This is a genomic window from Pseudomonas mandelii, from assembly GCF_024138395.1.
Classification (GTDB): domain Bacteria; phylum Pseudomonadota; class Gammaproteobacteria; order Pseudomonadales; family Pseudomonadaceae; genus Aquipseudomonas; species Aquipseudomonas mandelii_E.
In genome coordinates, this window is the sequence record NZ_JAMYDU010000033.1 from 1 (window position 1) to 24291 (window position 24291).

Genomic DNA, 24291 nt, shown 5'->3' on the forward strand with positions numbered 1-24291 from the left:
AGCTTGCTCGCGAAGGCGGTGGGTCAGTCAACACTGATTACAACTGCCCCACCGCCTTCGCGAGCAAGCTTCGCTCCTACAGGGATTAATACAGCGTACGGAGAAACAACATGAGCCAGACTCAGGCAGAACGACTCCAGGCGGAGCGCAAACTGGCGGAAAACCAGTTCGATATCACCCAGTACCAGCATGTGCCACGGCGTTACTACGGGCGGATTTTCTTCGCCACGGTGATCGTGATTGCGATTGTCGGTCTGGTGCGGGCCTTCGCCGAAGGCAAGATCGAATGGTCGTACATCGGCCAGTTCCTTACCTCCCAAGCAATCATGTGGGGCTTGCTCAACACCATCGTCATGGCGGTGCTGGCGATGGCGCTGGGCATTGTCTTCGGGGTGATCACGGCGATCATGCGCATGTCGGCCAATCCGATCCTGCGCTATGTGGCACTGATCTACACCTGGCTGTTTCGCGGTACGCCGCTGATTTTGCAGCTGCTGCTGTGGTTCAACCTGGCGCTGATTTTCCCCACCATCGGCATCCCCGGCCTATTTGAAATGGACACGGTGAGCCTGATGACGCCCTTCGTGGCCGCCCTCCTCGGCTTGAGCATCAACCAGGGCGCCTACACCGCCGAAGTGGTGCGTGCTGGCCTGCTTTCGGTGGACACCGGGCAGTACGAAGCCGCCAAGTCGATCGGCATGCCGCGCCTGCAAGCCCTGCGCCGGATCATCCTGCCCCAGGCCATGCGGATCATCATTCCGCCGGTGGGTAACGAGTTCATCGGCATGGTGAAAATGACTTCCCTGGCGAGTGTCATCCAGTACTCGGAACTGCTCTACAACGCCCAGAACATCTACTACGCCAACGCCCGCGTGATGGAGCTGCTGATCGTCGCCGGCATCTGGTACCTGGCCACCGTCACTGTTCTGTCCTTTGGCCAAAGCCGTCTGGAGCGTCGTTTCGCTCGCGGCGCCGGCAAGCGTTCTTGAGGAGTTCAACATGAGAAGCATCGTCAAGGCCGTGAGCCTGAACAAGTACTACGACCATTTCCACGCGCTCAAGGACATCAACATCGAGGTCGAGCAAGGCGAAGTGCTGTGCATCATCGGCCCGTCCGGCTCCGGCAAAAGCACTCTGCTGCGCTGCGTGAATCAGCTGGAAAAAATCGACAAGGGCGGCCTGTGGGTCGACGGTGAACTGGTGGGTTACCGCATCGCCGGCAACAAACTGCACGAACTCAACGAGTCGCAGATCGCCCGTCAGCGTCTGGCCACCGGCATGGTCTTCCAGCGCTTCAACCTGTTCCCGCACATGACTGTGCTGCAAAACATCATCGAAGGGCCCTGCCAGGTGCTCAAGCGTTCGCCCAAAGAAGCGCACGAAGAAGCCTTGGAATTGCTCGCTCGCGTCGGCCTGTCCGACAAGCGCAACAGCTACCCGATCGAACTGTCGGGCGGTCAGCAACAACGGGTGGCGATTGCCCGTGCGTTGGCCATGCGACCCAAGCTGATGCTGTTCGATGAACCCACTTCGGCACTTGACCCGGAACTGGTCGGTGAGGTGCTGTCGGTGATGCGCGATCTGGCGCAGACCGGCATGACCATGATCGTCGTCACCCATGAACTGGGCTTCGCTCGCGAGGTTTCCAACCGCATGGTGTTCATGGACGAGGGACAGATCGTGGAGGCTGGAAGCCCCGAAGAAATACTAATAAGTCCACAAAACCCACGCACCCAAAGCTTCATTTCTGCCGTTCGAACCTAAGCGCCAGCCTCGGAAACCAAGAGCTGCGTAACAACACTCATAAGAGAACGACCATGAAGAACTTCGTCATTCCAGCAGTACTCACTTCCGTTATGTCTTGCGGTTTCACTGTGGCCGCCGAATTGCCGGCCAGCATCAAGGACAAGGGCGAGGTCGTTGTAGCGATCATGCCAAACTACCCGCCGATGGATTTCAAGGACCCGGCCACCAACACCCTCACCGGTCTCGACGTTGACCTGGGCAACGCTCTGGCCGAACGTCTGGGCGTGAAGATCAAATGGCAGGAAACCGGTTTCGAGCAAATGATCAACGCGCTGACCACCGACCGCGTCGACATGGTGATGTCGGGCATGACCGACACCGCCGAGCGCCAGGCCAGTGTGACCTTCGTCGACTACTTCACCAGTGGTCCGCAGTTCTACACCTTGCAGAAAAACAAGGACACCAACGAGATCATTGATCTGTGCGGCAAGAAAGTTGGTACCAGCCGACGTACGACCTTCCCGGCGGAAATCGCCGAGTGGAGCAAGGCCAACTGTGAAGCTGCCGGTAAACCGGCCATCGTGGTGATCGGCACCGAAGGCTCGGCCGACGCCCGCGCGCAACTGCGCCAAAGCCGTATCGACGCGGCCATGCAGGGCAGCGAAACCCTGCCGTACCTCAAGACCCAGGAAAAGGACATGTACAAAACCGTGGGCCTGCCGATTTCCAAGCAGTTCACCGGGCTGGGCGTGAGCAAGAAAAAGCCTGAGCTGAGTGAAGCGGTGAACGTGGCGATGCAGAGCATGGTCGATGACGGCAGCTACCAGACCATCCTGAAGAAATGGGACCTGGAACTGGGCGCGATCAAGACCGTGACCATCAACGCCGGCAAGTAATGCTTGCCCCGTAGGAGCGAAGCTTGCTCGCGAAGAGGCCCTGCCAGCCAACACAGATGTTGAATGTGCCGGCCTCTTCGCGAGCACGCTTTGCTCCTACAGGGGCTGTGTTTTACCTATAAATAGCTGGAGCACCAAATGTCCTCCTCACCACAACCCACCTGGCCTGATCAGCACACAGCCTGCCTCGCCCTGGCCTTCGACCTCGATGGCCCGACCGGCGATGCGATGCTCAACGGTTCGATCTGGCGCAAGCCCGAGTATTTCGGTTTTGGTGGTTATGGCCCCTATCGGGCGCTGCCGCGGATTCTCGACGTGCTGGATGAGTTCCGGATCCCGACGACATTCTTCGTCCCGGCCTGGGTCGTGGAGAATTGGCCCAGACAGTGCCAGGCAATTGTCGAGCGCGGGCATGAGGTGGCGTACCACGGCTACAAACACGAATCCTTTTACGCCCTGACGCTCGATCAGCAAAAGGACGTGATGCACAAATCCCGTGAGGTGTTCTGGAAGCATCTACACATCCGCGCCGAAGGTTTTCGCACGCCATCCGGCGACTGGCGAGCCGAAACGCCGGCCATGCTGGTGGAAGCCGGCGTGACTTACTCCAGCAGCATGCGCGGTGATGACCGGCCGTATCTGGTCAACGTGCCGGGCTTCGATACGCCTCTGGTGGAAATCCCCGGTCGCTGGGAAATGGATGACTACGCCTCCCTCGCTTACACCCGCGCGCCGGACTTCCCCTCGGGACTCGACCGCACCGCCAGTTACGCGCTGACCCTCGACAACTGGTGCCGCGAGTTCGACGGTGCCATGGATGAAGGGCTGTGCCTGACCACCCTGTTCCATCCCAAGATCACCGGCAAACCGGGGCGCATCCTGTTGCTGGAAAAACTCTTCGAACACATGCGCCAACGCGACGATGTCTGGTTCGCCACCTGCCGCGACGTCGCCCACTGGTGGCTGAAGGAGCATCACCATGGCTGATTCCACTGTATGGCCCAACGGCTACCGCTGTGCCGTGGTGCTGACTGTCGATTACAACGACATTCACGGCATCCTCACCCAAGCGCCAGAAGTCGCCGGGCGCGACAAGACCTTGTCTGTGTGGCGCTATGGCACTCAGCGCGGTGTCGAACGTTTGCTCGGGTTGTTCGAAGAACTGGGCGTTTCCAGCAGTTGGTTCATTCCCGGCATCGTCGCCGAGGAAAACCCGCAGCACATCCGAGCAATCCAGGCCGGCGGGCATGAAATTGCCTGCGCCGGGTATCGCCATCAGAACTACGACAACCTGACGCTGGCCGAGCAAAGCGCCGAAGCCGCCAAAGGTTGCGCGGCCTTGAGCGCGCTGACCGGTCAGCGTCCAACAGGTTTTCGTATCCCGGCCGGTAACGGTGCGCCGGGTTTCATCGAGGCGTTAAGAGAGCATGGCATCCGCTGGGACTCGTCATGGCGCGGCGATGATTTGCCCTTCGCTCACCCGACCGCGCCCGAAGTGATCGAGCTGCCGTTGCACTACGAACTGGAAGACGAACCCTACTTCGCCTTCAACCTCAGCCCGGCGGTGCCACCGGCGCAATCGCGCATCGCCTCTTACAGCCACACGCTTGGCAACCTGCAAATGGACTTCGCCGGATTTCACCGATTCGGGCTGTGTTACGTGCTGCGGCTGCACCCGGAAATCATCGCCACGCCCGGACGGATCGGCCTGTTGCGCGAATTGCTGCAAAGCATTCAACAGCATGACGACGTGTGGATCGCCACCGGTGCCCAGGTCGCTCAGTGGTGGGCCGAATCGGCAACGCCCGTGACCGAGGATCACCCGGCGGCGGTGTACGAACGTCATTACCGGGATTACGGCGTATGAAAGATCAAGAGATCGCAGCCTTCGGCAGCGCCTACGATGGAGTGATACGGATGGAGCGATTGGCGCAGTTCTGCGTCGATACTCGCTTCGAAGATTTACCCCCCGCATTGGTGGCGCAAACCAAGCGGCACATCCTCGACACCTTCGGCGTGAGCCTGGCCGGGGCTGGCAGCGATGTGGCCAGACAGGCGCGTCAGGTTTTCGAGGGTGAAGCCGGCAGCACGTTGGTCTGGGGCACTGATCAGCGAGTCGGCGCAGCGCAGGCCGCCATGCTCAACGGCATTGCCGCGCATGCCCTGGAGCTGGACGACACTGGCGGGTGTGACCATTCCGGTGCGGTGGTGCTGCCGGCGGTGATGGCCGCAGTATCGATGTCTGAAAGACCGATAAGTGGCCGCGAGTTGATCACCACTGTAGTGATCGGCTACGAAATCGGCCGTCGGGTGCTCGAAGCCTGCGGCAGTTACTCGGCCCACAACGGCGCCGGTTGGCACTCCACCGCGACGTGCGGGGTGTTTGGTGCGGCAGCGGCCAGTGCGCGAATTCTCGGTCTGGATGCACAACAAACCCTCGCGGCGCTGGGCATTGCCGGGAGCTTCAGCGGTGGTCTTTGGGCCTTCATTCATGACGGCTCGCAAAGCAAAAAACTCCACAGCGGTCGGGCCGCCGAAGGTGGTTTGTTGGCGGCGCGGTTTGCTCAACAAGGCATCACCGGGCCGACAAAATTGTTCGATGATGTCTGGGGCGGTTTTCTCAAGACCCTCGCGGCGGATACCGCCGTGCCCGAGGCGCTGGATGCCGAACTGGGCCATGTGTGGAAACTCGCCCGCTGCTCGATCAAACCCTACGCGGCATGCCGGGGGACGCATTCGGCGATCGATGCCTTGGGCCTGTTGCTGGACCAATTGCAGGTCAGTGCGGATCAGGTCGAGAGCGTTCAGGTTTCGTTGTGCGGATTCCTTCAGGACATGTGTGGCGGTCAGGACTTCAGCACTTTGTCGGCGGCGCAGATGAGCTTGCGTTATGCCCTCGCCGCCCGACTGGTTCATGGGCATTGCCGGTTGGAAGCTTACGACGATGAACAGCGCCAACACCCGCGGATTGCTCACTGGATGTCGCGCATTCGCCTTGAAGTCGACCCGCTACTGTCGGAGGATGGCGAGCCTGTCGTCAGCGTGCAGACCGTGGATGGTCGGCAAGCGAGTTTGTGCGTCGAGGTGCCATTGGGTGCGCCGGGAAATCCGTTGAGTGATGGGGCGCTGGAGGAGAAGTTTTTCAGTCTGGCGGGGCGGGTTATGCCGCGGCAGCGGGCGGAAGGATTGATTGAGCAGTTGTGGATGCTTGAAGAACTGGAATCGGTTTGGGTACTTGAGCGGTGGCTGGCTTGAATATGGCGTTGCCTGATCCGGCCTCTTCGCGGGCAAGCCTCGCTCCTACAAGGTTCGCGTCGAGCCACAATTAAATGATCGGCACCAAACCTGTGGGAGCGGGCTTGCCCGCGATTGGCAGCAACTCGGTATCACGTCGATATCATAGAATCTGAATAAGGACATTTGCCCCACCGTGGCCACTTACACCCTCGTTATCCGCCGCTTGATGATCGTGTCGCTGACCATCGTCGTCAGCCGCGCCATTACCAGTCCGTTGCTCACCCTGTTTCTGAGCAACAAACTCGGCCTCGACCAACAGGACGTCGGCCTGTTGCTGGGCATCGCGGTGTTTATCGCCACCCTGCTCGCGCTTTATGGCGGCTACATCATCGACCGCCTCGAAAAACGTCGGTTGCTGATTCTGACCATGCTTTCCAGCGCCATCGGTTTCGTGTTGCTGACCTTCGCCGAAAACCTTTACCTGACCACCGCCACCCTGGTGATCACCGAAACCGCCTCGGCATTGTTCCTGATCGGGTCCAAGGCGATCCTCAGCGAAAACCTGCCCGTGGGCCAGCGCGCCAAAGCCTTTTCGCTGCGCTACACACTGACCAACATCGGCTACGCCACCGGCCCCATGCTCGGGGTGGTGATCGCCGGGGTGCAGCCAACAGCGCCGTTCCTGATCGCCGGCGGTATCGCGTTTTTCAGTATTTTCCTGATGAGCGGAATCCCCAAAGACCCAGCCCAGACACCCGCCATCGGCCAGCCCCAGAGTTTCCTCAAAACCCTGATCACCCTGAAGAACGATCGCACGCTGATCATGTTCACCTGCGGATGTCTGCTCAGCACCGTGGTACACGGTCGTTTCACCCTGTACCTGTCGCAATACCTGCTGGTCACCCAAGACACCAAACGCGCCCTGGAAACCATGGCTGCCCTGCTCGCCTGCAACGCCATCAGTGTGATCCTGCTGCAATACCAGATCGGCCGGTTCCTCAAGCGCGAACAACTGCGCTACTGGATTGCTGGCGGCACCAGCCTGTTCATCCTCGGGTTGATCGGTTTCAGCCTGGCGGACAGCCTTGTGAGCTGGTGCGTGGCGATGTTCATTTTCACCCTCGGCGAAATGATCATTTACCCGGCCGAATTCCTCTTCGTCGACACCCTGGCCCCGGAAGAACTGCGCGGTAGCTATTACGGCGCGCAGAATCTCGCGGCCCTCGGCGGCGCGCTGAGTCCGGTGATTTGTGGCTATCTGCTGTTGCACACACCCGCACCCACCATGTTCTATGCCCTGAGTGCGTTGACGGCGATGGGCGGTTTGCTGTGCTACATGAGCGGTCGGCGGGTGGCAATACTGCAAAAATAATGCACTGAAACTGCATTAATATGAATTTGTCAGCATCTGGAATGATCGGCACACTGTGCGCCGTTCCTCCCCCAATAGTTGGAACTCCTTCAAGGGCTTTCTGGGTATTCCAGCTAAGCCTTTTTTTTGCCTCGAATTCTCTACGGACCGTTTGTCTCATGCTCGCTCGCTGGTTACCTGCCGCCATCAATACCCGCCCTTCAGAATGGAGCCGCGCCGCCATCGGCATGGCCCTGGGGACGATGTTCAGCGTCTGGCTCTGCGGCCAAGTATTCGGCATCGACGTGGCGTTGCATCTGATCGGCCCGCTGGGCGCCTCGGCGGTGCTGTTGTTCGCCGTGTCCTCGGGCGCGCTTGCCCAGCCTTGGTCGATTCTTGGCGGTTACCTCTGCGCGGGGGTGGTCTCGCTGCTGGTCGCCCATGTGCTCGGACGCACGCTCGGCAGCGCCTGCCTCGCGGCGGGCATGGCGCTGATTCTGATGTGCTGGTTGCGTTGCCTGCACCCACCGGCCGGTGCCTTGGCGTTGCTTATGGTGGTGGCAGACCCGGCGACAATTGCCATGGAGTGGAAAGCTCTTGGCCCGGTGATGCTCAGCGCCTCGACGATGCTGCTCAGCGCACTGACGTACAACAATCTGACGCGCATTCGTTACCCAAAACGTCCCGCTGAGCCGGTGCCGATGATGCCCGTCCCCGACAGCCAGGCGATCACTGCCGCGGATCTGAAACTGGCCCTCGCCGACATGGAGGCCTTCTATGACATCACCCCCGAAGACCTCGAACAATTGATTCATGCCAGTGAGCTGCATGCCAAGCGGCGTAGCATCGGGGATGTATTTTCCAGCAAGGGTTGAAGATTAGAAGAAAGATCAAAAGATCGCAGCCTGCGGCAGCTCCTACGTTGACCGCGTCCACCGCGATTTTTCGGTATGAACACCAATCCCGTAGGAGCTGCCGAAGGCTGCGATCTTTTGATCTTGCTTCAAGGTAAAAACGCAAACTAACCCTGCACATATGCCGGTTGTACATCACAAATTTGCACTGATACGATCCAGCATCGCTCGCGCGCGAGCTTCTCTATAAAGAACAATAAAAGCAGGGAGTTAGTGATGACTGCTCAGGTTTCATCCCCGACAACACAGCCCATGGATGCCACGCAAAACGAAGTGTTGGCCGAGGTTCGCAATCACATCGGTCACCTGACCCTCAATCGCCCCGCCGGCCTCAACGCCATTACCCTGGAGATGGTTCGCAGCCTGCAACAGCAGCTCGATGCCTGGGCACAGGATTCGCAAGTACATGCGGTGGTGTTGCGCGGTGCTGGGGAGAAAGCGTTCTGTGCCGGCGGCGATATCCGCTCGCTGTACGACAGTTTTAAAAGCGGCGATACCCTGCACGAAGAGTTCTTCGTCGAGGAATACGCCCTCGACCTCGCCATCCATCACTATCGCAAACCGGTCCTGGCCTTGATGGACGGCTTTGTGCTGGGCGGTGGCATGGGGCTGGTGCAAGGCGCCGATTTGCGGGTGGTCACCGAGCGCAGCCGTCTGGCGATGCCGGAAGTGGCCATCGGTTATTTCCCGGACGTTGGCGGCAGCCACTTCCTGCCGCGCATCCCCGGTGAGCTGGGCATTTATCTCGGCGTCACTGGCGTGCAGATTCGCGCCGCCGATGCACTCTATTGCGGCCTGGCCGACTGGTATCTGGACAGCGCCAGCCTGGGCACGCTGGATGAGCAACTCGATCACCTCGAATGGCACGACACGCCGCTCAAGGACCTGCAAGGCATGCTGGCGAAACTCGCCGTGCAGCAACTGCCGGTTGCGCCCCTGGCGGCGTTGCGGCCGGCCATCGATCACTTCTTCGCCCTGCCCGATGTGCCGAGTATGGTGGAACAACTGCGTGAAGTGACCGTCGCCGACAGCCATGAGTGGGCCATGGCCACCGCCGACTTGCTGGAAAGCCGTTCACCGCTGGCCATGGGCGTGACCCTGGAAATGCTGCGGCGCGGTCGGCACCTGAGCCTGGAACAGTGCTTCGCCCTCGAACTGCACCTGGATCGCCAGTGGTTCGAACGCGGCGACCTGATCGAAGGCGTGCGCGCCTTGCTGATCGACAAAGACAAGAACCCACGCTGGAACCCGCCGACTCTGCAGGCGCTGGACGCCGAGCATGTGGCGAGCTTTTTCACCGGGTTCGAGCCAAGCTGGAGCTGAGTCATGCACGATATCGAATTGAGCGAAGAGCAAGTGATGATCCGCGACATGGCCCGGGATTTTGCCCGCGGCGAAATCGCGCCCCACGCACAAGCCTGGGAAAAGGCCGGCTGGATCGATGACGGTCTGGTGGCGAAGATGGGCGAACTGGGTCTGCTGGGCATGGTGGTGCCCGAGGAATGGGGCGGCACTTATGTCGACTACGTTGCCTACGCCTTGGCGGTGGAAGAGATTTCCGCCGGTGACGGCGCCACTGGTGCGCTGATGAGCATCCACAACTCCGTGGGTTGCGGGCCGGTGCTCAACTACGGCACCGAAGAGCAGAAACAGCAATGGCTACCGGACCTCGCCAGCGGCCAGGCCATCGGCTGCTTCGCCCTCACCGAACCCCAGGCCGGCTCCGAGGCCCACAACCTGCGCACCCGCGCCGAACTGCGCGACGGCCAGTGGGTGATCAACGGCGCCAAGCAATTCGTCAGCAACGGCAAACGGGCGAAGCTGGCGATTGTGTTCGCCGTGACCGATCCGGAACTGGGCAAGCGTGGCATCTCGGCGTTTCTGGTGCCGACCGAAACCGCGGGTTTCATCGTCGACCGCAGTGAACACAAGATGGGCATCCGTGCTTCCGATACCTGCGCCGTCACCCTGAACAATTGCACCGTTCCCGAGGCCAATCTGCTGGGCGAACGCGGTAAAGGCCTGGCCATCGCCCTCTCCAATCTCGAAGGCGGCCGCATCGGCATCGCCGCGCAAGCCTTGGGCATCGCCCGTGCCGCATTCGAAGCGGCGCTAGCCTACGCGCGGGATCGGGTGCAGTTCGACAAGCCGATCATCGAGCACCAAAGTATCGCCAACATGTTGGCCGACATGCACACCCGGTTGAACGCCGCGCGCTTGTTGATCCTGCATGCCGCTCGGTTGCGCAGCGCAGGCAAGCCGTGTCTGTCGGAGGCTTCACAGGCCAAGCTGTTTGCCTCGGAAATGGCCGAGAAGGTCTGCTCGTCGGCAATACAGATTCATGGCGGGTATGGGTATCTGGAAGACTATCCGGTGGAGCGCTACTACCGCGATGCGCGAATCACGCAGATTTATGAAGGGTCGAGCGAGATACAGCGGATGGTGATTGCCCGGGAGTTGAAAAATTATTTGGTGTGACCTTTAAAAGCATCGCGGGCAAGCCCGCTCCCACAGGTTTCTCGAGCGTATACAAAATTTGTGAACGCCGAAAACCACTGTGGGAGCGGGCTTGCCCGCGATGACGTCCGCGAGGACGCCGCATTACTTGCCGACGAACTCCGCCTCACGCTTGGCAATAAACGCCGCCATCCCTTCCTTCTGATCCTGCGTCGCAAACGCCGCATGGAACACCCGACGTTCAAATCGCACACCTTCCGACAGGCTGACTTCAAAGGCGCGGTTGACGCTTTCCTTGACCATCATCGCAATCGGCAGCGACTTCTTGGCAATCAGCGCCGCGACTTTCAATGCTTCTTCCAGTAGCTCATCCGCCGGCACGATGCGCGCCACAATGCCGCAACGCTCCGCTTCCACCGCATCGATCAAACGCCCGCTCAGGCACATTTCCATGGCCTTGGCCTTGCCCACTGCGCGAGTCAGGCGCTGGGTGCCGCCCATACCTGGCAGCACGCCGAGGTTGATTTCCGGCTGACCGAATTTGGCGTTGTCGCCCGCCAGAATGAAGTCGCACATCAGCGCCAGTTCACAACCACCGCCCAAGGCGAAACCGTTGACCGCGGCGATGATCGGCTTGCGGCGGTTGGCCACGCGATCGCTGTCGCTGAACAGGTCATCGAGGTAGATCTGCGGATAAGTCAGCTCGGCCATTTCCTTGATGTCGGCACCGGCGGCGAAGGCTTTTTTCGAGCCGGTCAGCACGATGCAACCGATGTTCGAATCGGCTTCAAGGCCGTCGAGGGCGTGGTTCAGTTCGCTGACAATTTGCGCATTCAACGCGTTCAAGGCTTGCGGCCGGTTGAGGGTGATCAGGCCGACGCGGTCCTTGATCTCCAATAAAATCGTTTCGTAGCTCATATATGACTCCTGATAAACACTCGATCCCCGGTAGGAGCTGCCGCAGGCTGCGATCTTTTGATTTTGCTCTTTAAAAACAACATCAAAAGATCGCAGCCTCGTTTCACTCGACAGCTCCTACAGGTTCCTTTTAAAGATTGCGCGAAATGACCATGCGCTGAATGTCGCTGGTGCCTTCGTAGATCTGGCACACCCGCACGTCGCGGTAGATCCGCTCCAGCGGGAAGTCGTTCAGGTAACCGTAACCGCCAAGGGTTTGCAACGCCGAGGAGCAGACCTTCTCGGCCATTTCCGAAGCGAACAACTTGGCCATGGAGGCTTCCACCAGCGCCGGTTTGCCGCTGTCGCGCAACGCCGCTGCGTAATGCACCATCTGCCGGGCGACGGCGATCTGGGTTGCCATGTCTGCCAAGCGAAACGCTACCGCCTGGTGTTCGATGATCGGCTTGCCGAAGCTCTCGCGTTCACGAGCATAGTCGCGGGCCGCTTCGAACGCGGCGCGGGCCATGCCCACCGATTGCGAGGCGATGCCGACACGGCCGCCTTCGAGGTTGGCCAAGGCGATCTTGTAGCCTTCGCCCTCCTCACCCAGTCGATTGGCCACCGGGACTTTCACATCCTCGAAGAGGATCTGGCAGGTATCGGACGCATGCTGACCGAGCTTGTCTTCGACCCGCGCGACTTTATAGCCCGGCGAATCGGTCGGCACGATCAGCGCTGTGATCCCGCGCTTGCCGGCACTCGGGTCGGTCACCGCAAACACAATCACCACCCCGGCGTTTTGCCCGGAGGTGATGAACTGCTTGCAGCCGTTGAGCACGTAGTGATCGCCGTCCAGCCGGGCACGGGTTTTCAGGCTGCTTGCGTCGGAGCCGGCTTGCGGTTCGGTCAGGGCAAACGCACCGAGCATCGCGCCACTGGCGAGTGGCTTGAGGAAGCGTTCTTTCTGATCGTCGTTGCCGAACTTGAGGATCGGCACGCAACCCACCGAGTTGTGCACGCTCATGATGGTCGAGCAGGCGCCATCGCCGGCAGCGATTTCTTCCAGCGCCATGGCGTAGGCCAGGTAACCAGTGTCACAACCGCCCCACTGCTCCGGCACCAGCATGCCAAAGAAACCCAGGTCGGCCATCTCGCCGATGGCTTCCTTGGGGAAGCGATGTTCACGGTCCCATTCGGCGGCGAACGGTTTCAGCCGTTCCTGGGCAAACTGCCGGGCCGCGTCGCTGATCTGAAGTTGTTCGTCATTGGGGATCATGCCAAGTCCTTAAAATGTATGGCCCGTAGGAGCTGTCGAGTGAAACGAGGCTGCGATCTTTTGATCTTGATCTTAAAAAACAAGATCAAAAGATCGCAGCCTCGTTTCACTCGACAGCTCCTACAGAAACTATGCGGGCCTTAGTACAGGCATTCCACGGCCATGGCCGTCGCTTCGCCGCCACCAATGCAGATCGCTGCAACACCGCGTTTCAGGCCTTTCTGGCGCAGGGCCGAGAGCAAAGTCACGAGGATCCGCGCGCCGGACGCACCAATCGGGTGGCCCAAGGCGCAGGCACCGCCGTGGATGTTGATCTTCTCGTGGGGGATTTCCAGTTTGGTCATGGTCACCAGACTGACCACCGCAAAGGCTTCGTTGACTTCGAACAACTCGACTTCGTCCAGCGACCAGCCGGTTTTCTTCATCAGCTTTTTGATAGCGCCCACCGGTGCCACCGGGAACAACCCTGGCGTGTCGGCAAATGCAGCATGACCATGAATCACCGCCAGCGGTTTCAAGCCTTGTTTCTCTGCTTCGGAGCGGCGCATCAGCACCAATGCCGCCGCGCCGTCGGAGATCGAACTGGAGTTCGCCGCCGTCACGGTGCCGCCATCGCGGAACGCTGGTTTCAGCGAGGCGATCTTGTCCAGTTTGGCTTTCGGTGGCTGTTCGTCATGGCTGATCAGCACCTGCTCTTTGCCGACGATCACGGTGAGCGGCACGATCTCGGCGTTGAAACTGCCGTCCTTGATCGCCTGTTGGGCGCGGGTGGTCGAAGCAATGGCAAACGCATCCTGAGCTTCACGGGTAAAGCCGTTGGTTTCAGCGCAATCCTCGGCAAAGGTGCCCATCAGGCGGCCCTTATCGTAAGCGTCTTCGAGACCGTCGAGGAACATGTGATCGAGCACCCGGCCATGGCCCATGCGGTAACCGCTACGGGCTCGGTCCAGAAGATACGGCGCGTTGGACATGCTTTCCATGCCCCCCGCGACGACCACATCGGCACTGCCGGCGATCAGCATGTCGTGGGCCAGAATCGTGGCTTCCATGCCCGAGCCGCACATCTTGTTCAGTGTCGTGCAGCGGGTCGATTTATCCAGCCCGGCGCCCAGTGCCGCTTGCCGCGCCGGGGCCTGGCCGAGGCCGGCGGAGAGCACGCAACCGAACAACACTTCTTCGACGGATTCAGGGGCGACACCGGCGCGTTCGACGGCAGCACGAATTGCCGCGGCGCCCAGCTGCGGCGCGGTCAGGCTTTTCAGTTCGCCCTGGAAACCGCCCATCGGGGTGCGGACGGCGCTGACAATAACAATCGGATCGTTGGAAAGTGTCATGTCTTATCCTCCTATTTGGCGGCCATGCGCAAGGCGCCGTCGAGACGGATCACCTCACCGTTGAGCATGCTGTTTTCTATGATATGCCTGACCAGCGCGGCGTACTCGCTCGGCTTGCCCAAGCGCGGTGGAAACGGCACGCCAGCGGCCAACGACTCGCGCACTTCCGGGGTCATGCCGGCCATCATCGGGGTTTCGAAAATGCCCGGGGCGATGGTCATCACGCGGATGCCGAAGCGCGCCAGTTCGCGGGCGGCGGGCAAGGTCAGGCTGACGATCGCGCCTTTCGAAGCTGAATACGCGGCCTGACCGATCTGGCCGTCGAAGGCTGCGGCCGACGCGGTATTGATGATCACGCCACGCTCGCCATCTTCGTCGGCTTCGGTTTCGGCTATTGCCGCCGCTGCCAGGCGCAGCATGTTGAAGCTGCCGATCAGATTGACGTTGATCACCTGGCTGAAACTGTCCAGTGCATGAGGGCCGTTCTTGCCGAGGATCTTCTCGCCACGCACGATGCCAGCGCAGTTGACCAGACCATTGAGGCCGCCAAACGCTTTGACCGTCGCCTGCACCGCCGCTTGTGCAGCCGCTTCATTGCTGATGTCGGCCACCACGCTTTGCGCGCCAAGACGTGCAGCCTGCGCCGCGACGGCTTCAGCGTTCATGTCCACCAGCATCACCTTGGCGCCAGCAGCCATCAGCATTTCAGCGGTGGCGGCACCGAGGCCGGATGCACCGCCGGTGACGAGAAAAACCTTGTTTTCGATCTGCATCATTGTTTCCTTGGATTCAAGCTGAAACGTTCTTCGCGGTGGCCTCTTGAGCCTTGGCGATTTCCTGGTTGCGCAAGATAAAGCGCTGCAATTTGCCGCTTGGGGTTTTCGGCAATTCGCTGACAAATTCAATTTCACGGGGGTACGAATGCGCCGCCAGACGCTTGCGCACGTGTTGGCGCAGTTCTTCGGCGAGCGCAGGTTCGGCACGGTATTGCGGGCTGAGCACGACGAAGGCTTTCACCAGCTCGGTGCGCTCCGGATCGGGCTTGCCGATCACCGCCGCTTCGACCACTGCCGGGTGTTCGATCAATGCGCTTTCCACGTCGAACGGGCCAACGCGATAGCCTGAGGTAGTGATCACGTCGTCGCTGCGGCCGACGAAGCTGATGCTGCCGTCCGGGTTCCACTCGACGGTGTCGCCGCTCAGGTAATAGTTGCCGACGAAGGCCTTGGTCGGTGCGCCTTCATAACCGCCGAACCAGCACATTGGCGACTGGCTACGGTCGATGGCCAGAATGCCTGGCTGGCCGACGCCCAGTTCGTTGTATTCGTCGTCGAGCACCACGATGCGGTGGCCCGGCGAGGCGAAACCGGCAGCGCCGACGTGTACCGGATGATCGAGGCCGTGGTGATTGCACAAAACCATGCCCAGCTCGGTCTGGCCGTAATGGTCGTGGATCACTACGCCGAGGTTATCGGCGAACCAGCGAATCACTTCCGGGTTCAGCGGCTCGCCGGCGCTGCTGACGATGCGCAACTTGCCCTTGATCGAACGGGCAAACTCGTCGCCACCGGCAATCAGCAAGCGGTAGGCGGTCGGCGAACCGGTGAGGTTGGTGATGCCGTATTTGTTGATCACCCGGCAGGTGCTTTCGAGGGTGAACGGGCCATCGTAAAAGGTGATCGGGTGCCCCATCGCCATCGGCCCGGTGACGCCGAAATAGATGCCATAGGCCCAGCCCGGATCGGCGACGTTCCAGAAGGCGTCTTCAGGGCGCAGGTCCACCGCGTCACGGGTGTAGCTCTGAAACGCGACGATCGCCTTGAGCGGCACCGACAGCGCTTTCGACGGGCCGGTGGTGCCCGAGGTGAACATCAGCAGGAACGGGTCTTCACCGGTCAACAATACCGGTTCGCAGACATTGGAGTAGTTGGCCAGTTCGGCCCAAAAACTGAAATCACCCTGAACAATACCTTGGCCTTTCGGGCCGCCGACGGTGACGATGGTCGGGCAGTCGTCCACTTCAGCGAGTTTCGGGCGATTGACCGCATCGGTGACTACGACTGCTGCACCGGAGCTGTTGAGGCGATGTTCGATGGCTTTCGGGCCGAAGGCCGTAAAGAGCGGCTGATAGACCGCGCCGATGCGCCAGGTGGCGAGCACGGTGATCAATAATTCGATGTTGCGTGGCAAGAGGCCGGCGACTTTATCGCCCTTCTTCACGCCCTGGGCCAGCAGGAAATTGGCAAACCGCGCGGCTTTGTCCTGCAAGTCGCTGAAGGTGTAGGTCGCGCTGACGCCGTCGCGACCTTCCCAGAACAGCGCGATGCGCCCCGGCAAGGCATGCCGGTCGCAACACTCGACGCAGGCGTTGAGCGCGCTCAACGACCCTGTGAGCGCGGCATCGACGGTGTGCTGATAATTGAACTGTGATGTGGCAGACAAGTAATCGCGCATTGCCAGAATCCCTCTGTATTTTTATTAGGTTGGGGGAACCGTAATTAACAGGGAAATACTCGCTCTGCGCGGGGAACGGGACAATGGTCAAAGCTATCAAGTTGTGTGACTGGTTTGGCCAAGGTTCAAGGGGTGCGTCGCCTGGACGAACGCCTTCGCGGGCAAGCCTCGCTCCTACAGGTCCGGATCACCATCGTCCCTGTAGGAGCGAGGCTTGCCCGCGAAAGCGCCAGACCAATCAACACAAGTTCCGGATCAGCTGGCCTCGTTAAGAATCAAACTCCGATAATGCCCCGGATTTGACCCCGACCACTTGCGAAACGCCTTGTAGAACGAACTCGCATCGGCAAACCCCAAACGGGTGGCGATTTCGGCGAAGCTGATGGCCGGTTCGGCCAGCCAGACGATGGCCAGTTCCTTGCGCACGCTGTCCTTGAGCCCCTGATACGTCTGCCCCTCTTCAGCCAAGCGGCGGCGCAGGGTCGAGGCCGACATGCACAACTGCTGCGCCAGCGCCTCGGTTTCCGGCCAATGCTCGGCGGGCAGTTGCCGAAGATCGTGTTTAATCCGACTGGCCAGGCTCTCGGGATCGCGGTACTTGACCAAAATGTTCGCTGGCGCATGGGCGAGGAATCGCTTGAGCTCTTCAGCGCTGCGCTTGATCGGCAAATCCAGGCAATCGGCCGAGAAAATCATCCGCGTGCGCGGCCGGTCGAACCGCAGGTTCTCGGAGAACATCACCCGATAATCATCGCAAAAATCCGGCGCCGGGCAACGGAGTTCAATGGCCAGGATCGGTATCCGCCGCCCCGCCAGCCAGCAGGCCACGCCGTGCACGATCATCCAGTAAGTGAAGTAGGTGAAGGCGCGGCGCGGGTCTTCGTCATCTTCCAGCAGAACGATTTCCGCCAGGCTTTGCTGGCGAACCAGTTGCGCGGACATGCGCTCCAGCATCAACGACAGAAAGCTCAGCCCCGAGGTCAGCCCGGCGGCCAGGTTCGACTGAACCATAGAGCAACGACACAGGAACTCCAGGCTGCCGGACTTGAGCTTGCGCTGGTCCATGCCAAAAAACTCATCGTCCCCGCGCCGGGCCAACAAGCGCCACAGCCTTGCATAAGCAGTGGCCGGAACACGCGCGTCGGCTGTATCCAGCAATGCCGGATCGATGCCGACCTTGTTCAACACCTCTTCGGTGGCAGCGCCCGGGGCGCAACTTTGCAACAGCGCTTCACGCACCAGTTGGATGGAGATGGTGTCTTTTTCCGACATGGACCGGGGTGAGCCTTGTTCTTGTTTGAGTGGTGAGCATATTAGCGCAGCCACCAGCCCGGCGCAGAGCCCTGTGGGAAGCCTGAATCCTGCGCATACAGTCAACATTGATGTCGCCTGACACACCGCTTTCGCGAGCAGGCACCACACCTGCCCCACCGTGCTAATCCCTACAAAATCCGATACAACAACCGCTCGATCCGTACCCGACTCACACGCTTGAGAAACTTGGCCACTCCCGCCGGGTAATCCGTCAGCGTTTCCAGATCCTGATACCGCTCGATGCGGCTGGTGTGCCGGAAAATCTCCGCCAACTCATCACCACGCGGCCCCAGCAACTCCCCTTTTGGATCATCAATAAGCAATGCGTTTTCCAGGTCGAGACGGAACGCCCGTGGGTTGAGGTTGTTGCCGGTCAGCAAGGTGTAGCGCTGATCGATCCACATGCCCTTCAGGTGATAGGTATTGTCGCCATCCTTCCACAAATGCAGGTTCAGCTTACCACTGTCGATGCTGCGCTGATGACGCTTGGCGAAGCGTCGCAGGCTGATTTCGTAAAGGTATGGCAGCGCCGCGATCACCTTGAACGGCTCGCTGGGCGGAATGTAAAAGTCGTTGGCGGTTTTGTCGCCGACGATGATGTCGATCTTCACGCCGCGGGCCAGGGCTCGATTGATTTCCCGGGTCACTGCCAGTGGCAGGTTGAAGTACGGCGTGCAGATGGTCAGCTGATGGCGGGCGCTGGCGATCAGCTCACAGATCACCCGACTCAACGGGTTGTTCTTGCCCACACCGAGCAATGGACTGACGGATAAACCGCCCTTCGCCATGCTGCCCGCCGTGGTGTCGTACGCCGCGTGCTTGAGGCGGCTGCGCAAGTCACCGATGTCGTTGCGCAGGCTGCGGGTGGTCGGCAGGTTCGGTAGGTCGAGACGATGCACCGCTTTGGAGGCAATCAGACCGTGCTGAATCAAGTGCTGCATCGAATCAGCCAGCGTGTGGTTCTGCAGCAGGTGATAACGGTCGAAGCGGTACTTGTCGAATTTATGCAGATAAACGTTGTTCAGGCTCGCGCCGCTGTAGAGCACGCAATCGTCGATCACGAAGCCCTTCAAATGCAGCACGCCGAACAGCTCGCGAGTCTGCACCGGCACACCGTACACCGGCACCACGCTTTCGTGGGTGCGGGTCGTTTCCTGATACCAGGCCGAGTTGCCCGGCTGCTTGCCGGCACCGATCAAACCGCGCTGAGCGCGCAACCAATCCACAACCACCACCACATCCAGTTCCGGGCGCGCCAGTTTGGCGGCGTGCAGGGCATCGAGGATTTCCTGCCCGGCCTCATCCTGTTGCAGGTACAGCGCGACGATATAGATGCGCTGGGTTGCCTGGGCGATTTGTTCCAGCAGGCAACGACGGAACTCGGCGGCGCCAGAGAGGATGGTGACGGCATCGGCGGTCAGCGGAAAACTGCGCAGTTTAGGCAGCAGAGAGCGTTTGAAAAGCGACGGCATAGGGCTCGCAAAGGGTCGAATCCGAAGAACCCGAGAGCTTACACCATGGATCTGTTCGGGTCTTGTTACTGTCTGTAAGGGCCTCTTCGCGGGCAAGCCTCGCTCCTACGGTTTTTCATCGTTTGGGATAATTGCGACTATACAAATCCTGTAGGAGCGAGGCTTGCCCGCGAAGGCAATCTAACAGCCACTACAAATAACCACTTGACCAAGAAGAACGATCATTCTACTGTTAGCCCCATGAACGAAATCACTAGCAACGCCACACGCGACATCATTCTGGATGTCACCGAAAAGTTGATCTACAAAAGTGGCATCGCTGCCACCGGCATGGATCTTCTGGTGAAAACCGCCGGCGTCTCCAGAAAAAGTATTTACCGCTACTTCGCCAACAAGGAGGAGCTCACCGTCGCGGCCCTGCAACGTCGCGATGTGCGCTGGATGAATTGGTATCGAAGCGAAGTCGGCCAGGCACAAACCCCGGCCGAGCGGCTGCTCAACCTGTTTACCGTGCTCAAGACCTGGTTCGCCTCCGAAGGCTTTCGCGGTTGCGCATTCATCAACACCAGCGGCGAAACCGGCGATGCGCAAGACCCGGTTCGCCTGGTCGCCAAAGACCACAAACAGAAGCTGCTCGACTACGTGCGCGAGCTCTGTACCGAACATGGCGCAACAGACCCGGAGACGCTGGCCAAACAGCTGCTGATCCTGATCGACGGTGCCATTACCGTAGCGCTTGTGATGGGTGATCACAGTGCCGCCGATAATGCGCAATGCATGGCGCGAAAGTTATTGGACCTGTAACACTTTTAATAAGCCCGACAACTTGCTTGAACGTTAATTTGATAGGGAGACTTGATATGTCTACTGCCGAAGTTCGTCCGCCATTGCCGCCGTTCACCCGTGAATCGGCCATCGAAAAAGTTCGCCTGGCCGAAGACGGCTGGAACTCCCGCGACCCGGAACGGGTGTCGCTGGCCTACACCCTGGACACCCAGTGGCGTAACCGCGCCGAGTTCGCCCACAACCGCGAAGAAGCCAAAAGTTTTCTGACCCGTAAATGGGCCAAGGAACTGGACTATCGGCTGATCAAGGAACTCTGGGCCCATGGCGACAACCGTATCGCTGTGCGTTACGCCTACGAATGGCATGACGACTCAGGCAACTGGTTCCGCTCCTACGGCAACGAGAACTGGGAGTTCGACGAGAACGGCTTGATGTTCAACCGTTACGCCTGCATCAACGACATGCCGATCAAGGAAAGCGACCGCAAGTTCCACTGGCCGCTGGGCCGTCGGCCGGATGATCATCCGGGTTTGTCCGAGCTGGGTCTGTAAACACAATCCCCTGTAGACGCTGCCGAAGGTAATAGGCCGCAGCACAAATAATGTGTCGTCTGGGCTGATGTCTTCGCGGGCAAGTCGGATCGCCGCACCGCTCGCTCCTACGGGGATACGCGTGCCCCTGTAGGAGCGAGGCTTGCCCGCGAAAGGGCCAGATGGGTCGCCGCAGAAGTTGGATGTGGGTAAGATACCGGCCTTTCGTGCAGCCCTTTCTGCACCCTGCCAAATAAGCCGATTCCATGCCTTTCGAACTCAGCGTTGACCTCACTACCCTGGCTGTTCTGGCCCTTGTCGCTTTCATTGCCGGTTTCATCGACGCCATCGCCGGCGGTGGTGGTCTGTTGACCACTCCGGCGCTGCTGACTGCCGGCCTGCCGCCGCACCTGGTGCTGGGCACCAACAAGCTCAGTTCGACCTTCGGTTCGGCCGTTGCCAGTTTCACCTTCTACCGGCGCAAGCTGTTCCATCCGCGGCAATGGGTGCACGCCATCGTCGGTACCCTGGTGGGCGCACTCACCGGCGCCGTGGTCGCTCATTACTTGCCGGCGGAATGGCTGAACAAGATGCTACCGGTGATCGTTTTCGCCTGCGGCCTGTACCTGTTGTTCGGCGGCACACCGAAAGCGCCGCTGGACAGCGATGCACCGATCAAGAAAAAGTGGCAATCGCCCCAAGGCTTCAGCCTCGGTTTCTACGACGGCGTGGCCGGCCCGGGAACGGGGGCGTTCTGGACCGTCAGCAGCCTGATGCTCTACCCCATCGACCTGGTCAAGGCCAGCGGCGTGGCGCGCAGCATGAACTTCGTCAGCAACATCGCGGCGCTGTCGGTGTTCATATTTTCCGGGCAGGTGGACTGGATCATCGGCCTGAGCATGGGCCTGTCGGTGATGGTCGGCGCGTTCTTCGGCGCGCGCACCGCCATCAGCGGCGGTGCGAAATTCATTCGTCCGGTGTTCATCACCGTGGTGCTCGGCTTGACCGTCCGGTTAGCCTGGCAGCACTGGTTCAGCGTGGCCTAAGCGTCGCGCCACATAGACGTCGATCAGGTAACGGGCAATCGAGCGAGACGCCGGCAACGGCGGCAGCTCGTGCACGTTGAACCACTGGGCGTCTTCGATCTCGTCTTCCTGACAGACAATCTCGCCGCCGGCGTATTCGGCGTGAAAACCGAGCATCATTGAATGCGGGAACGGCCAGCACTGACTGCCCATGTACTGGATATTCTTGACCTCGATCTGCACCTCTTCGCGGACCTCGCGAATCAGGCAGTCCTCAGCCGATTCACCCGGTTCGGCAAACCCCGCCAACGTGCTGTAGACCCCGGTGACAAATCGCGGCGAGCGGGCCAACAGAACCTCGTCGCCACGGGTCACCAGCACAATCATGCTCGGTGAAATGCGCGGATAGTGGCGTATATCACACGGTTCACAGTACATCGCCCGCTCACGCGGCACCTGAAGCATCACCTGCCCGCAATTGCCGCAAAAACGGTGTTCACGAGCCCAGGTCCCGATTTGTGCGGCGTAGCCGAGAACCTTGTAGACGGTGTGATCGCCCTCGAGCATGAACGCTCGCAGGCCTTTCCAGTTGCAGCCCGGCACTTCGCTGTGACTGCGCAACTCCAGCAGGTAGACCGGTTCGCCATCCAGGTGACCGATGCCATGCTCGGCGAGAATCGACAGGTCCTGACGCTTGAGCCATTCGCGTGGAAACAGCGCGCCATTGTCATCGAACAGAAAGCCCTCGGGGCTGCGTGCCACGGCCCAACCGCCGGGTTGATCGGTGTCCAGTACTGCGGTGGTCCAGCGTGAAATCATGGTTAATCAATCCAGAAATTCGGGTTTCTGTTTGCTCATATGGGCGGCCATGGCCACGCGCAGATCGGTGGATTGCAGCATGGCGGCGTTCCAGGTGGCGACGTATTCGAGACCGTCGTCGATGCGATGGTCGCGCATGTAGCTGATCATCTCTTTGGTGCCGGTGATAGCGATCGGCGACTTGCTGGCGATCTCGCGAGCAATGCTCATCACACCTTCAAGCAGGCTGGCGGTATCGCTGTAGACGCGATTGACCAGGCCGATGGTGCGCGCTTCATCGGCGCCAAAGGTGCGACCAGTGTAAGCCAGTTCACGCAGCATGCCGTCACCGATTATCCGTGGCAAGCGTTGCAAAGTGCCTACATCGGCGGCCATGCCGATGTCGATTTCCTTGATGGAAAATTGCGCGTCTTCGGCCGCGTAACGCATGTCACAGGCCGAGATCAGGTCGATGGCGCCGCCCAGGCAATAACCCTGAATCGCCGCCAGCACCGGTTTGCGGCAATTGTCGACGGCATTGAACGAGGCTTGCAGCGTGAGGATCTTGCGCCGCAGCAGGCGCGCATTGCGGCCGACATCCTTGCCCAGCTCATTGGCCACACCGGCCAGCATCATCAGGTCGATGCCGGAAGAAAAATGCTTGCCGGCGCCACTGAGTACCACTGCCCGGACTTCGTCGGTGTCATCGATCCAGTGGAAAATCTCGATGATCTCGCTCCAGAACGCGGCGTTCATCGAATTGATCTTTTCCGGGCGGTTGATCTGCACATGAGCGATGTTATCGGCCAGTTCGACGCTGAAGGCGGTGTATTGAGACATGGCAGTGATCCTTTACCGGACAGAATATGAGGCCCGAACTATAACAAGGCATCAGTGCCGGCAGTAAGGCAGCGGTTCGGCCAAATGCGGGACTGCTGCGGGTTTTGTGGTGTCTGGACAGGCCTCTTCGCGGGCAAGCCTCGCTCCTACAGGGGAATGAACGCGCGACCGACACATAACCTGTAGGAGCGAGGCTTGCCCGCGAAGGCCACACCGCCGATCCAACTGCCCTGCACTGTCACAAACGCAGCCATTTAATAAATCCGACTTAGCGCACGAGCAAAGTTATCACTATGCTTGCCCCTGACTTTCCAAGGAGGAACCCTACCCATGCCAATCTCTTCACGTGCAGCCTTGCTAGTTATCGACGTACAGAACGACTTCATCCCCGGCGGTCAATTACCGGTGCCGGAGGGTGACCTGATCGTGCCCTTGATCAACCGCCTCGGTCGCCAGTTCAAGCAGGTCATCATTGCCCAGGACTGGCACCCGCCCGGCCATGCCTCGTTCGCTTCCAGCCACCCCGGTCGCAAGCCTTACGACGTGATTCAGTTGCCTTACGGCGAGCAGACACTTTGGCCAGAGCACTGTGTGCGAGCCACACCCGGTGCCGAGTTCCACGCGGAACTGGACCTGCCCCATGCCCAACTGATCATCCGCAAGGGCTGCAACCCGGACATCGACAGTTATTCGGCGTTTCTGGAAGCGGATCGAACCACCACCACAGGCTTGGCCGGCTACCTTAAAGAACGCGGCATCGACACGGTGTACATGGTCGGTCTGGCACTGGATTTCTGCGTGATGTTCTCTGCGCTGGACGCGAGAGCGGCGGGGTTCAATGCGTTTGTGGTGATGGATGCGTGTCGGGCGATTGATCTGGATGGATCGCTGGCGGCAGCAATTGACCGGATGCAGGTGGCGGGGGTCGGGTTGATTCCATCAACCGAATTACTCGGCTGAA

23 protein-coding genes are annotated in these 24291 nt (G+C 60.0%); 14 read left to right on the forward strand and 9 right to left on the reverse strand.

Features of this window, described 5'->3' with window-relative positions; genetic code table 11:
* Positions 1–110: 110 nt before the first annotated feature.
* The 10 genes from NHU87_RS26300 to NHU87_RS26345 all read left to right on the forward strand — a co-directional run bounded on the left by NHU87_RS26300 (position 111) and on the right by NHU87_RS26345 (position 10622).
* Entirely contained in the window at positions 111–989 is an 879-nt protein-coding gene (locus NHU87_RS26300) for an amino acid ABC transporter permease (protein ID WP_253553874.1), read from the forward strand.
* Positions 990–999: 10 nt separating this feature from the next.
* Positions 1000–1764 carry an amino acid ABC transporter ATP-binding protein gene (locus NHU87_RS26305; protein WP_052966337.1) on the forward strand — a complete coding sequence of 255 codons (765 nt, stop codon included), beginning with the start codon at positions 1000–1002 and terminating at the stop codon, positions 1762–1764.
* 53 nt (positions 1765–1817) lie between these two features.
* Positions 1818–2642, forward strand: a complete 825-nt coding sequence (locus NHU87_RS26310; RefSeq protein WP_253553876.1) for an ABC transporter substrate-binding protein — start codon at positions 1818–1820, stop codon at positions 2640–2642.
* 138 nt (positions 2643–2780) lie between these two features.
* Positions 2781–3629 (forward strand): polysaccharide deacetylase family protein, encoded by an 849-nt coding sequence (locus tag NHU87_RS26315; RefSeq protein WP_253553878.1) that lies wholly within the window; start codon positions 2781–2783, stop codon positions 3627–3629.
* The gene (locus NHU87_RS26320; protein ID WP_253553880.1) at positions 3622–4509 is read left to right on the forward strand and encodes a polysaccharide deacetylase family protein; all 888 of its coding nucleotides are present in this window, start codon (positions 3622–3624) and stop codon (positions 4507–4509) included. Before NHU87_RS26315 ends, NHU87_RS26320 begins: the two co-directional genes overlap by 8 nt.
* Positions 4506–5897 carry an MmgE/PrpD family protein gene (locus NHU87_RS26325; RefSeq protein ID WP_253553883.1) on the forward strand — a complete coding sequence of 464 codons (1392 nt, stop codon included), beginning with the start codon at positions 4506–4508 and terminating at the stop codon, positions 5895–5897. The genes NHU87_RS26320 and NHU87_RS26325 overlap by 4 nt, the downstream gene beginning before the upstream one ends.
* 175 nt (positions 5898–6072) lie before the next feature.
* Complete coding sequence (locus NHU87_RS26330) at positions 6073–7251, forward strand: MFS transporter (protein WP_253553886.1); 1179 nt, start codon at positions 6073–6075, stop codon at positions 7249–7251.
* A gap of 158 nt (positions 7252–7409) precedes the next feature.
* Entirely contained in the window at positions 7410–8105 is a 696-nt protein-coding gene (locus NHU87_RS26335) for an HPP family protein (protein ID WP_253553889.1), read from the forward strand.
* Between the two features lie 255 nt (positions 8106–8360).
* Positions 8361–9467 (forward strand): enoyl-CoA hydratase/isomerase family protein, encoded by a 1107-nt coding sequence (locus NHU87_RS26340; protein ID WP_253553892.1) that lies wholly within the window; start codon positions 8361–8363, stop codon positions 9465–9467.
* A 3-nt stretch (positions 9468–9470) separates the two neighbouring features.
* A complete protein-coding gene (locus NHU87_RS26345) occupies positions 9471–10622 on the forward strand; it encodes an acyl-CoA dehydrogenase family protein (protein WP_253553895.1) in 1152 nt (383 codons plus the stop codon).
* A gap of 123 nt (positions 10623–10745) precedes the next feature.
* On the opposite strand, the gene NHU87_RS26350 is transcribed toward NHU87_RS26345, so the two are convergent.
* The 7 genes from NHU87_RS26350 to pssA all read right to left on the reverse strand — a co-directional run bounded on the left by NHU87_RS26350 (position 10746) and on the right by pssA (position 19351).
* Complete coding sequence (locus tag NHU87_RS26350; protein ID WP_253553897.1) at positions 10746–11519, reverse strand: enoyl-CoA hydratase; 774 nt, start codon at positions 11517–11519, stop codon at positions 10746–10748.
* 130 nt (positions 11520–11649) lie between these two features.
* Positions 11650–12777, reverse strand: a complete 1128-nt coding sequence (locus tag NHU87_RS26355) for an acyl-CoA dehydrogenase (RefSeq protein WP_007900180.1) — start codon at positions 12775–12777, stop codon at positions 11650–11652.
* Between the two features lie 140 nt (positions 12778–12917).
* Positions 12918–14111: an acetyl-CoA C-acyltransferase gene (locus NHU87_RS26360; RefSeq protein WP_253553898.1), complete on the reverse strand. Its 1194-nt coding sequence runs from the start codon at positions 14109–14111 to the stop codon at positions 12918–12920.
* 11 nt (positions 14112–14122) lie between these two features.
* A complete protein-coding gene (locus NHU87_RS26365; protein WP_253553901.1) occupies positions 14123–14884 on the reverse strand; it encodes an SDR family NAD(P)-dependent oxidoreductase in 762 nt (253 codons plus the stop codon).
* Between the two features lie 16 nt (positions 14885–14900).
* The gene (locus NHU87_RS26370) at positions 14901–16565 is read right to left on the reverse strand and encodes an AMP-binding protein (protein ID WP_253553903.1); all 1665 of its coding nucleotides are present in this window, start codon (positions 16563–16565) and stop codon (positions 14901–14903) included.
* 255 nt (positions 16566–16820) lie between these two features.
* On the reverse strand, positions 16821–17837 hold the full coding sequence (locus NHU87_RS26375; protein WP_253553905.1) for an AraC family transcriptional regulator: 1017 nt from the start codon (positions 17835–17837) through the stop codon (positions 16821–16823).
* 170 nt (positions 17838–18007) lie between these two features.
* On the reverse strand, positions 18008–19351 hold the full coding sequence (gene pssA, locus NHU87_RS26380) for a CDP-diacylglycerol--serine O-phosphatidyltransferase (RefSeq protein WP_253553908.1): 1344 nt from the start codon (positions 19349–19351) through the stop codon (positions 18008–18010).
* A gap of 240 nt (positions 19352–19591) precedes the next feature.
* On the opposite strand from pssA, the gene NHU87_RS26385 reads away from it, so the two are divergent.
* The 3 genes from NHU87_RS26385 to NHU87_RS26395 all read left to right on the forward strand — a co-directional run bounded on the left by NHU87_RS26385 (position 19592) and on the right by NHU87_RS26395 (position 21713).
* A complete protein-coding gene (locus NHU87_RS26385) occupies positions 19592–20155 on the forward strand; it encodes a TetR/AcrR family transcriptional regulator (RefSeq protein ID WP_253553910.1) in 564 nt (187 codons plus the stop codon).
* A 56-nt stretch (positions 20156–20211) separates the two neighbouring features.
* Positions 20212–20688 (forward strand): DUF1348 family protein, encoded by a 477-nt coding sequence (locus NHU87_RS26390; protein WP_253553912.1) that lies wholly within the window; start codon positions 20212–20214, stop codon positions 20686–20688.
* A gap of 245 nt (positions 20689–20933) precedes the next feature.
* Entirely contained in the window at positions 20934–21713 is a 780-nt protein-coding gene (locus NHU87_RS26395) for a TSUP family transporter (protein ID WP_253553914.1), read from the forward strand.
* On the opposite strand, the gene nudC is transcribed toward NHU87_RS26395, so the two are convergent.
* Both nudC and NHU87_RS26405 read right to left on the reverse strand, forming a co-directional pair.
* Complete coding sequence (gene nudC / locus NHU87_RS26400) at positions 21681–22511, reverse strand: NAD(+) diphosphatase (protein ID WP_253553917.1); 831 nt, start codon at positions 22509–22511, stop codon at positions 21681–21683. The two genes, NHU87_RS26395 and nudC, sit on opposite strands and share 33 nt — an antisense overlap.
* Before the next feature lie 6 nt (positions 22512–22517).
* Complete coding sequence (locus NHU87_RS26405) at positions 22518–23330, reverse strand: crotonase/enoyl-CoA hydratase family protein (protein ID WP_253553919.1); 813 nt, start codon at positions 23328–23330, stop codon at positions 22518–22520.
* A gap of 330 nt (positions 23331–23660) precedes the next feature.
* On the opposite strand from NHU87_RS26405, the gene pncA reads away from it, so the two are divergent.
* Entirely contained in the window at positions 23661–24290 is a 630-nt protein-coding gene (gene pncA / locus NHU87_RS26410; protein WP_253553921.1) for a bifunctional nicotinamidase/pyrazinamidase, read from the forward strand.
* Position 24291: the final 1 nt, after the last annotated feature.

Bases quoted from the DNA above. Each gene is read 5' to 3' on its own strand.
- NHU87_RS26375 (WP_253553905.1), bottom strand. From the start codon at position 17,837: ATGTCGGAAAAAGACACCATCTCCATCCAACTGGTGCGTGAAGCGCTG.
- pncA (WP_253553921.1), top strand. From the start codon at position 23,661: ATGCCAATCTCTTCACGTGCAGCCTTGCTAGTTATCGACGTACAGAAC.
- NHU87_RS26305 (WP_052966337.1), top strand. From the start codon at position 1,000: ATGAGAAGCATCGTCAAGGCCGTGAGCCTGAACAAGTACTACGACCAT.
- nudC (WP_253553917.1), bottom strand. From the start codon at position 22,511: ATGATTTCACGCTGGACCACCGCAGTACTGGACACCGATCAACCCGGC.
- NHU87_RS26395 (WP_253553914.1), top strand. From the start codon at position 20,934: ATGCCTTTCGAACTCAGCGTTGACCTCACTACCCTGGCTGTTCTGGCC.
- NHU87_RS26325 (WP_253553883.1), top strand. From the start codon at position 4,506: ATGAAAGATCAAGAGATCGCAGCCTTCGGCAGCGCCTACGATGGAGTG.
- NHU87_RS26365 (WP_253553901.1), bottom strand. From the start codon at position 14,884: ATGCAGATCGAAAACAAGGTTTTTCTCGTCACCGGCGGTGCATCCGGC.
- pssA (WP_253553908.1), bottom strand. From the start codon at position 19,351: ATGCCGTCGCTTTTCAAACGCTCTCTGCTGCCTAAACTGCGCAGTTTT.
- NHU87_RS26350 (WP_253553897.1), bottom strand. From the start codon at position 11,519: ATGAGCTACGAAACGATTTTATTGGAGATCAAGGACCGCGTCGGCCTG.
- NHU87_RS26340 (WP_253553892.1), top strand. From the start codon at position 8,361: ATGACTGCTCAGGTTTCATCCCCGACAACACAGCCCATGGATGCCACG.
- NHU87_RS26320 (WP_253553880.1), top strand. From the start codon at position 3,622: ATGGCTGATTCCACTGTATGGCCCAACGGCTACCGCTGTGCCGTGGTG.
- NHU87_RS26300 (WP_253553874.1), top strand. From the start codon at position 111: ATGAGCCAGACTCAGGCAGAACGACTCCAGGCGGAGCGCAAACTGGCG.
- NHU87_RS26370 (WP_253553903.1), bottom strand. From the start codon at position 16,565: ATGCGCGATTACTTGTCTGCCACATCACAGTTCAATTATCAGCACACC.
- NHU87_RS26385 (WP_253553910.1), top strand. From the start codon at position 19,592: ATGAACGAAATCACTAGCAACGCCACACGCGACATCATTCTGGATGTC.
- NHU87_RS26390 (WP_253553912.1), top strand. From the start codon at position 20,212: ATGTCTACTGCCGAAGTTCGTCCGCCATTGCCGCCGTTCACCCGTGAA.
- NHU87_RS26315 (WP_253553878.1), top strand. From the start codon at position 2,781: ATGTCCTCCTCACCACAACCCACCTGGCCTGATCAGCACACAGCCTGC.
- NHU87_RS26345 (WP_253553895.1), top strand. From the start codon at position 9,471: ATGCACGATATCGAATTGAGCGAAGAGCAAGTGATGATCCGCGACATG.
- NHU87_RS26335 (WP_253553889.1), top strand. From the start codon at position 7,410: ATGCTCGCTCGCTGGTTACCTGCCGCCATCAATACCCGCCCTTCAGAA.
- NHU87_RS26310 (WP_253553876.1), top strand. From the start codon at position 1,818: ATGAAGAACTTCGTCATTCCAGCAGTACTCACTTCCGTTATGTCTTGC.
- NHU87_RS26360 (WP_253553898.1), bottom strand. From the start codon at position 14,111: ATGACACTTTCCAACGATCCGATTGTTATTGTCAGCGCCGTCCGCACC.
- NHU87_RS26405 (WP_253553919.1), bottom strand. From the start codon at position 23,330: ATGTCTCAATACACCGCCTTCAGCGTCGAACTGGCCGATAACATCGCT.
- NHU87_RS26355 (WP_007900180.1), bottom strand. From the start codon at position 12,777: ATGATCCCCAATGACGAACAACTTCAGATCAGCGACGCGGCCCGGCAG.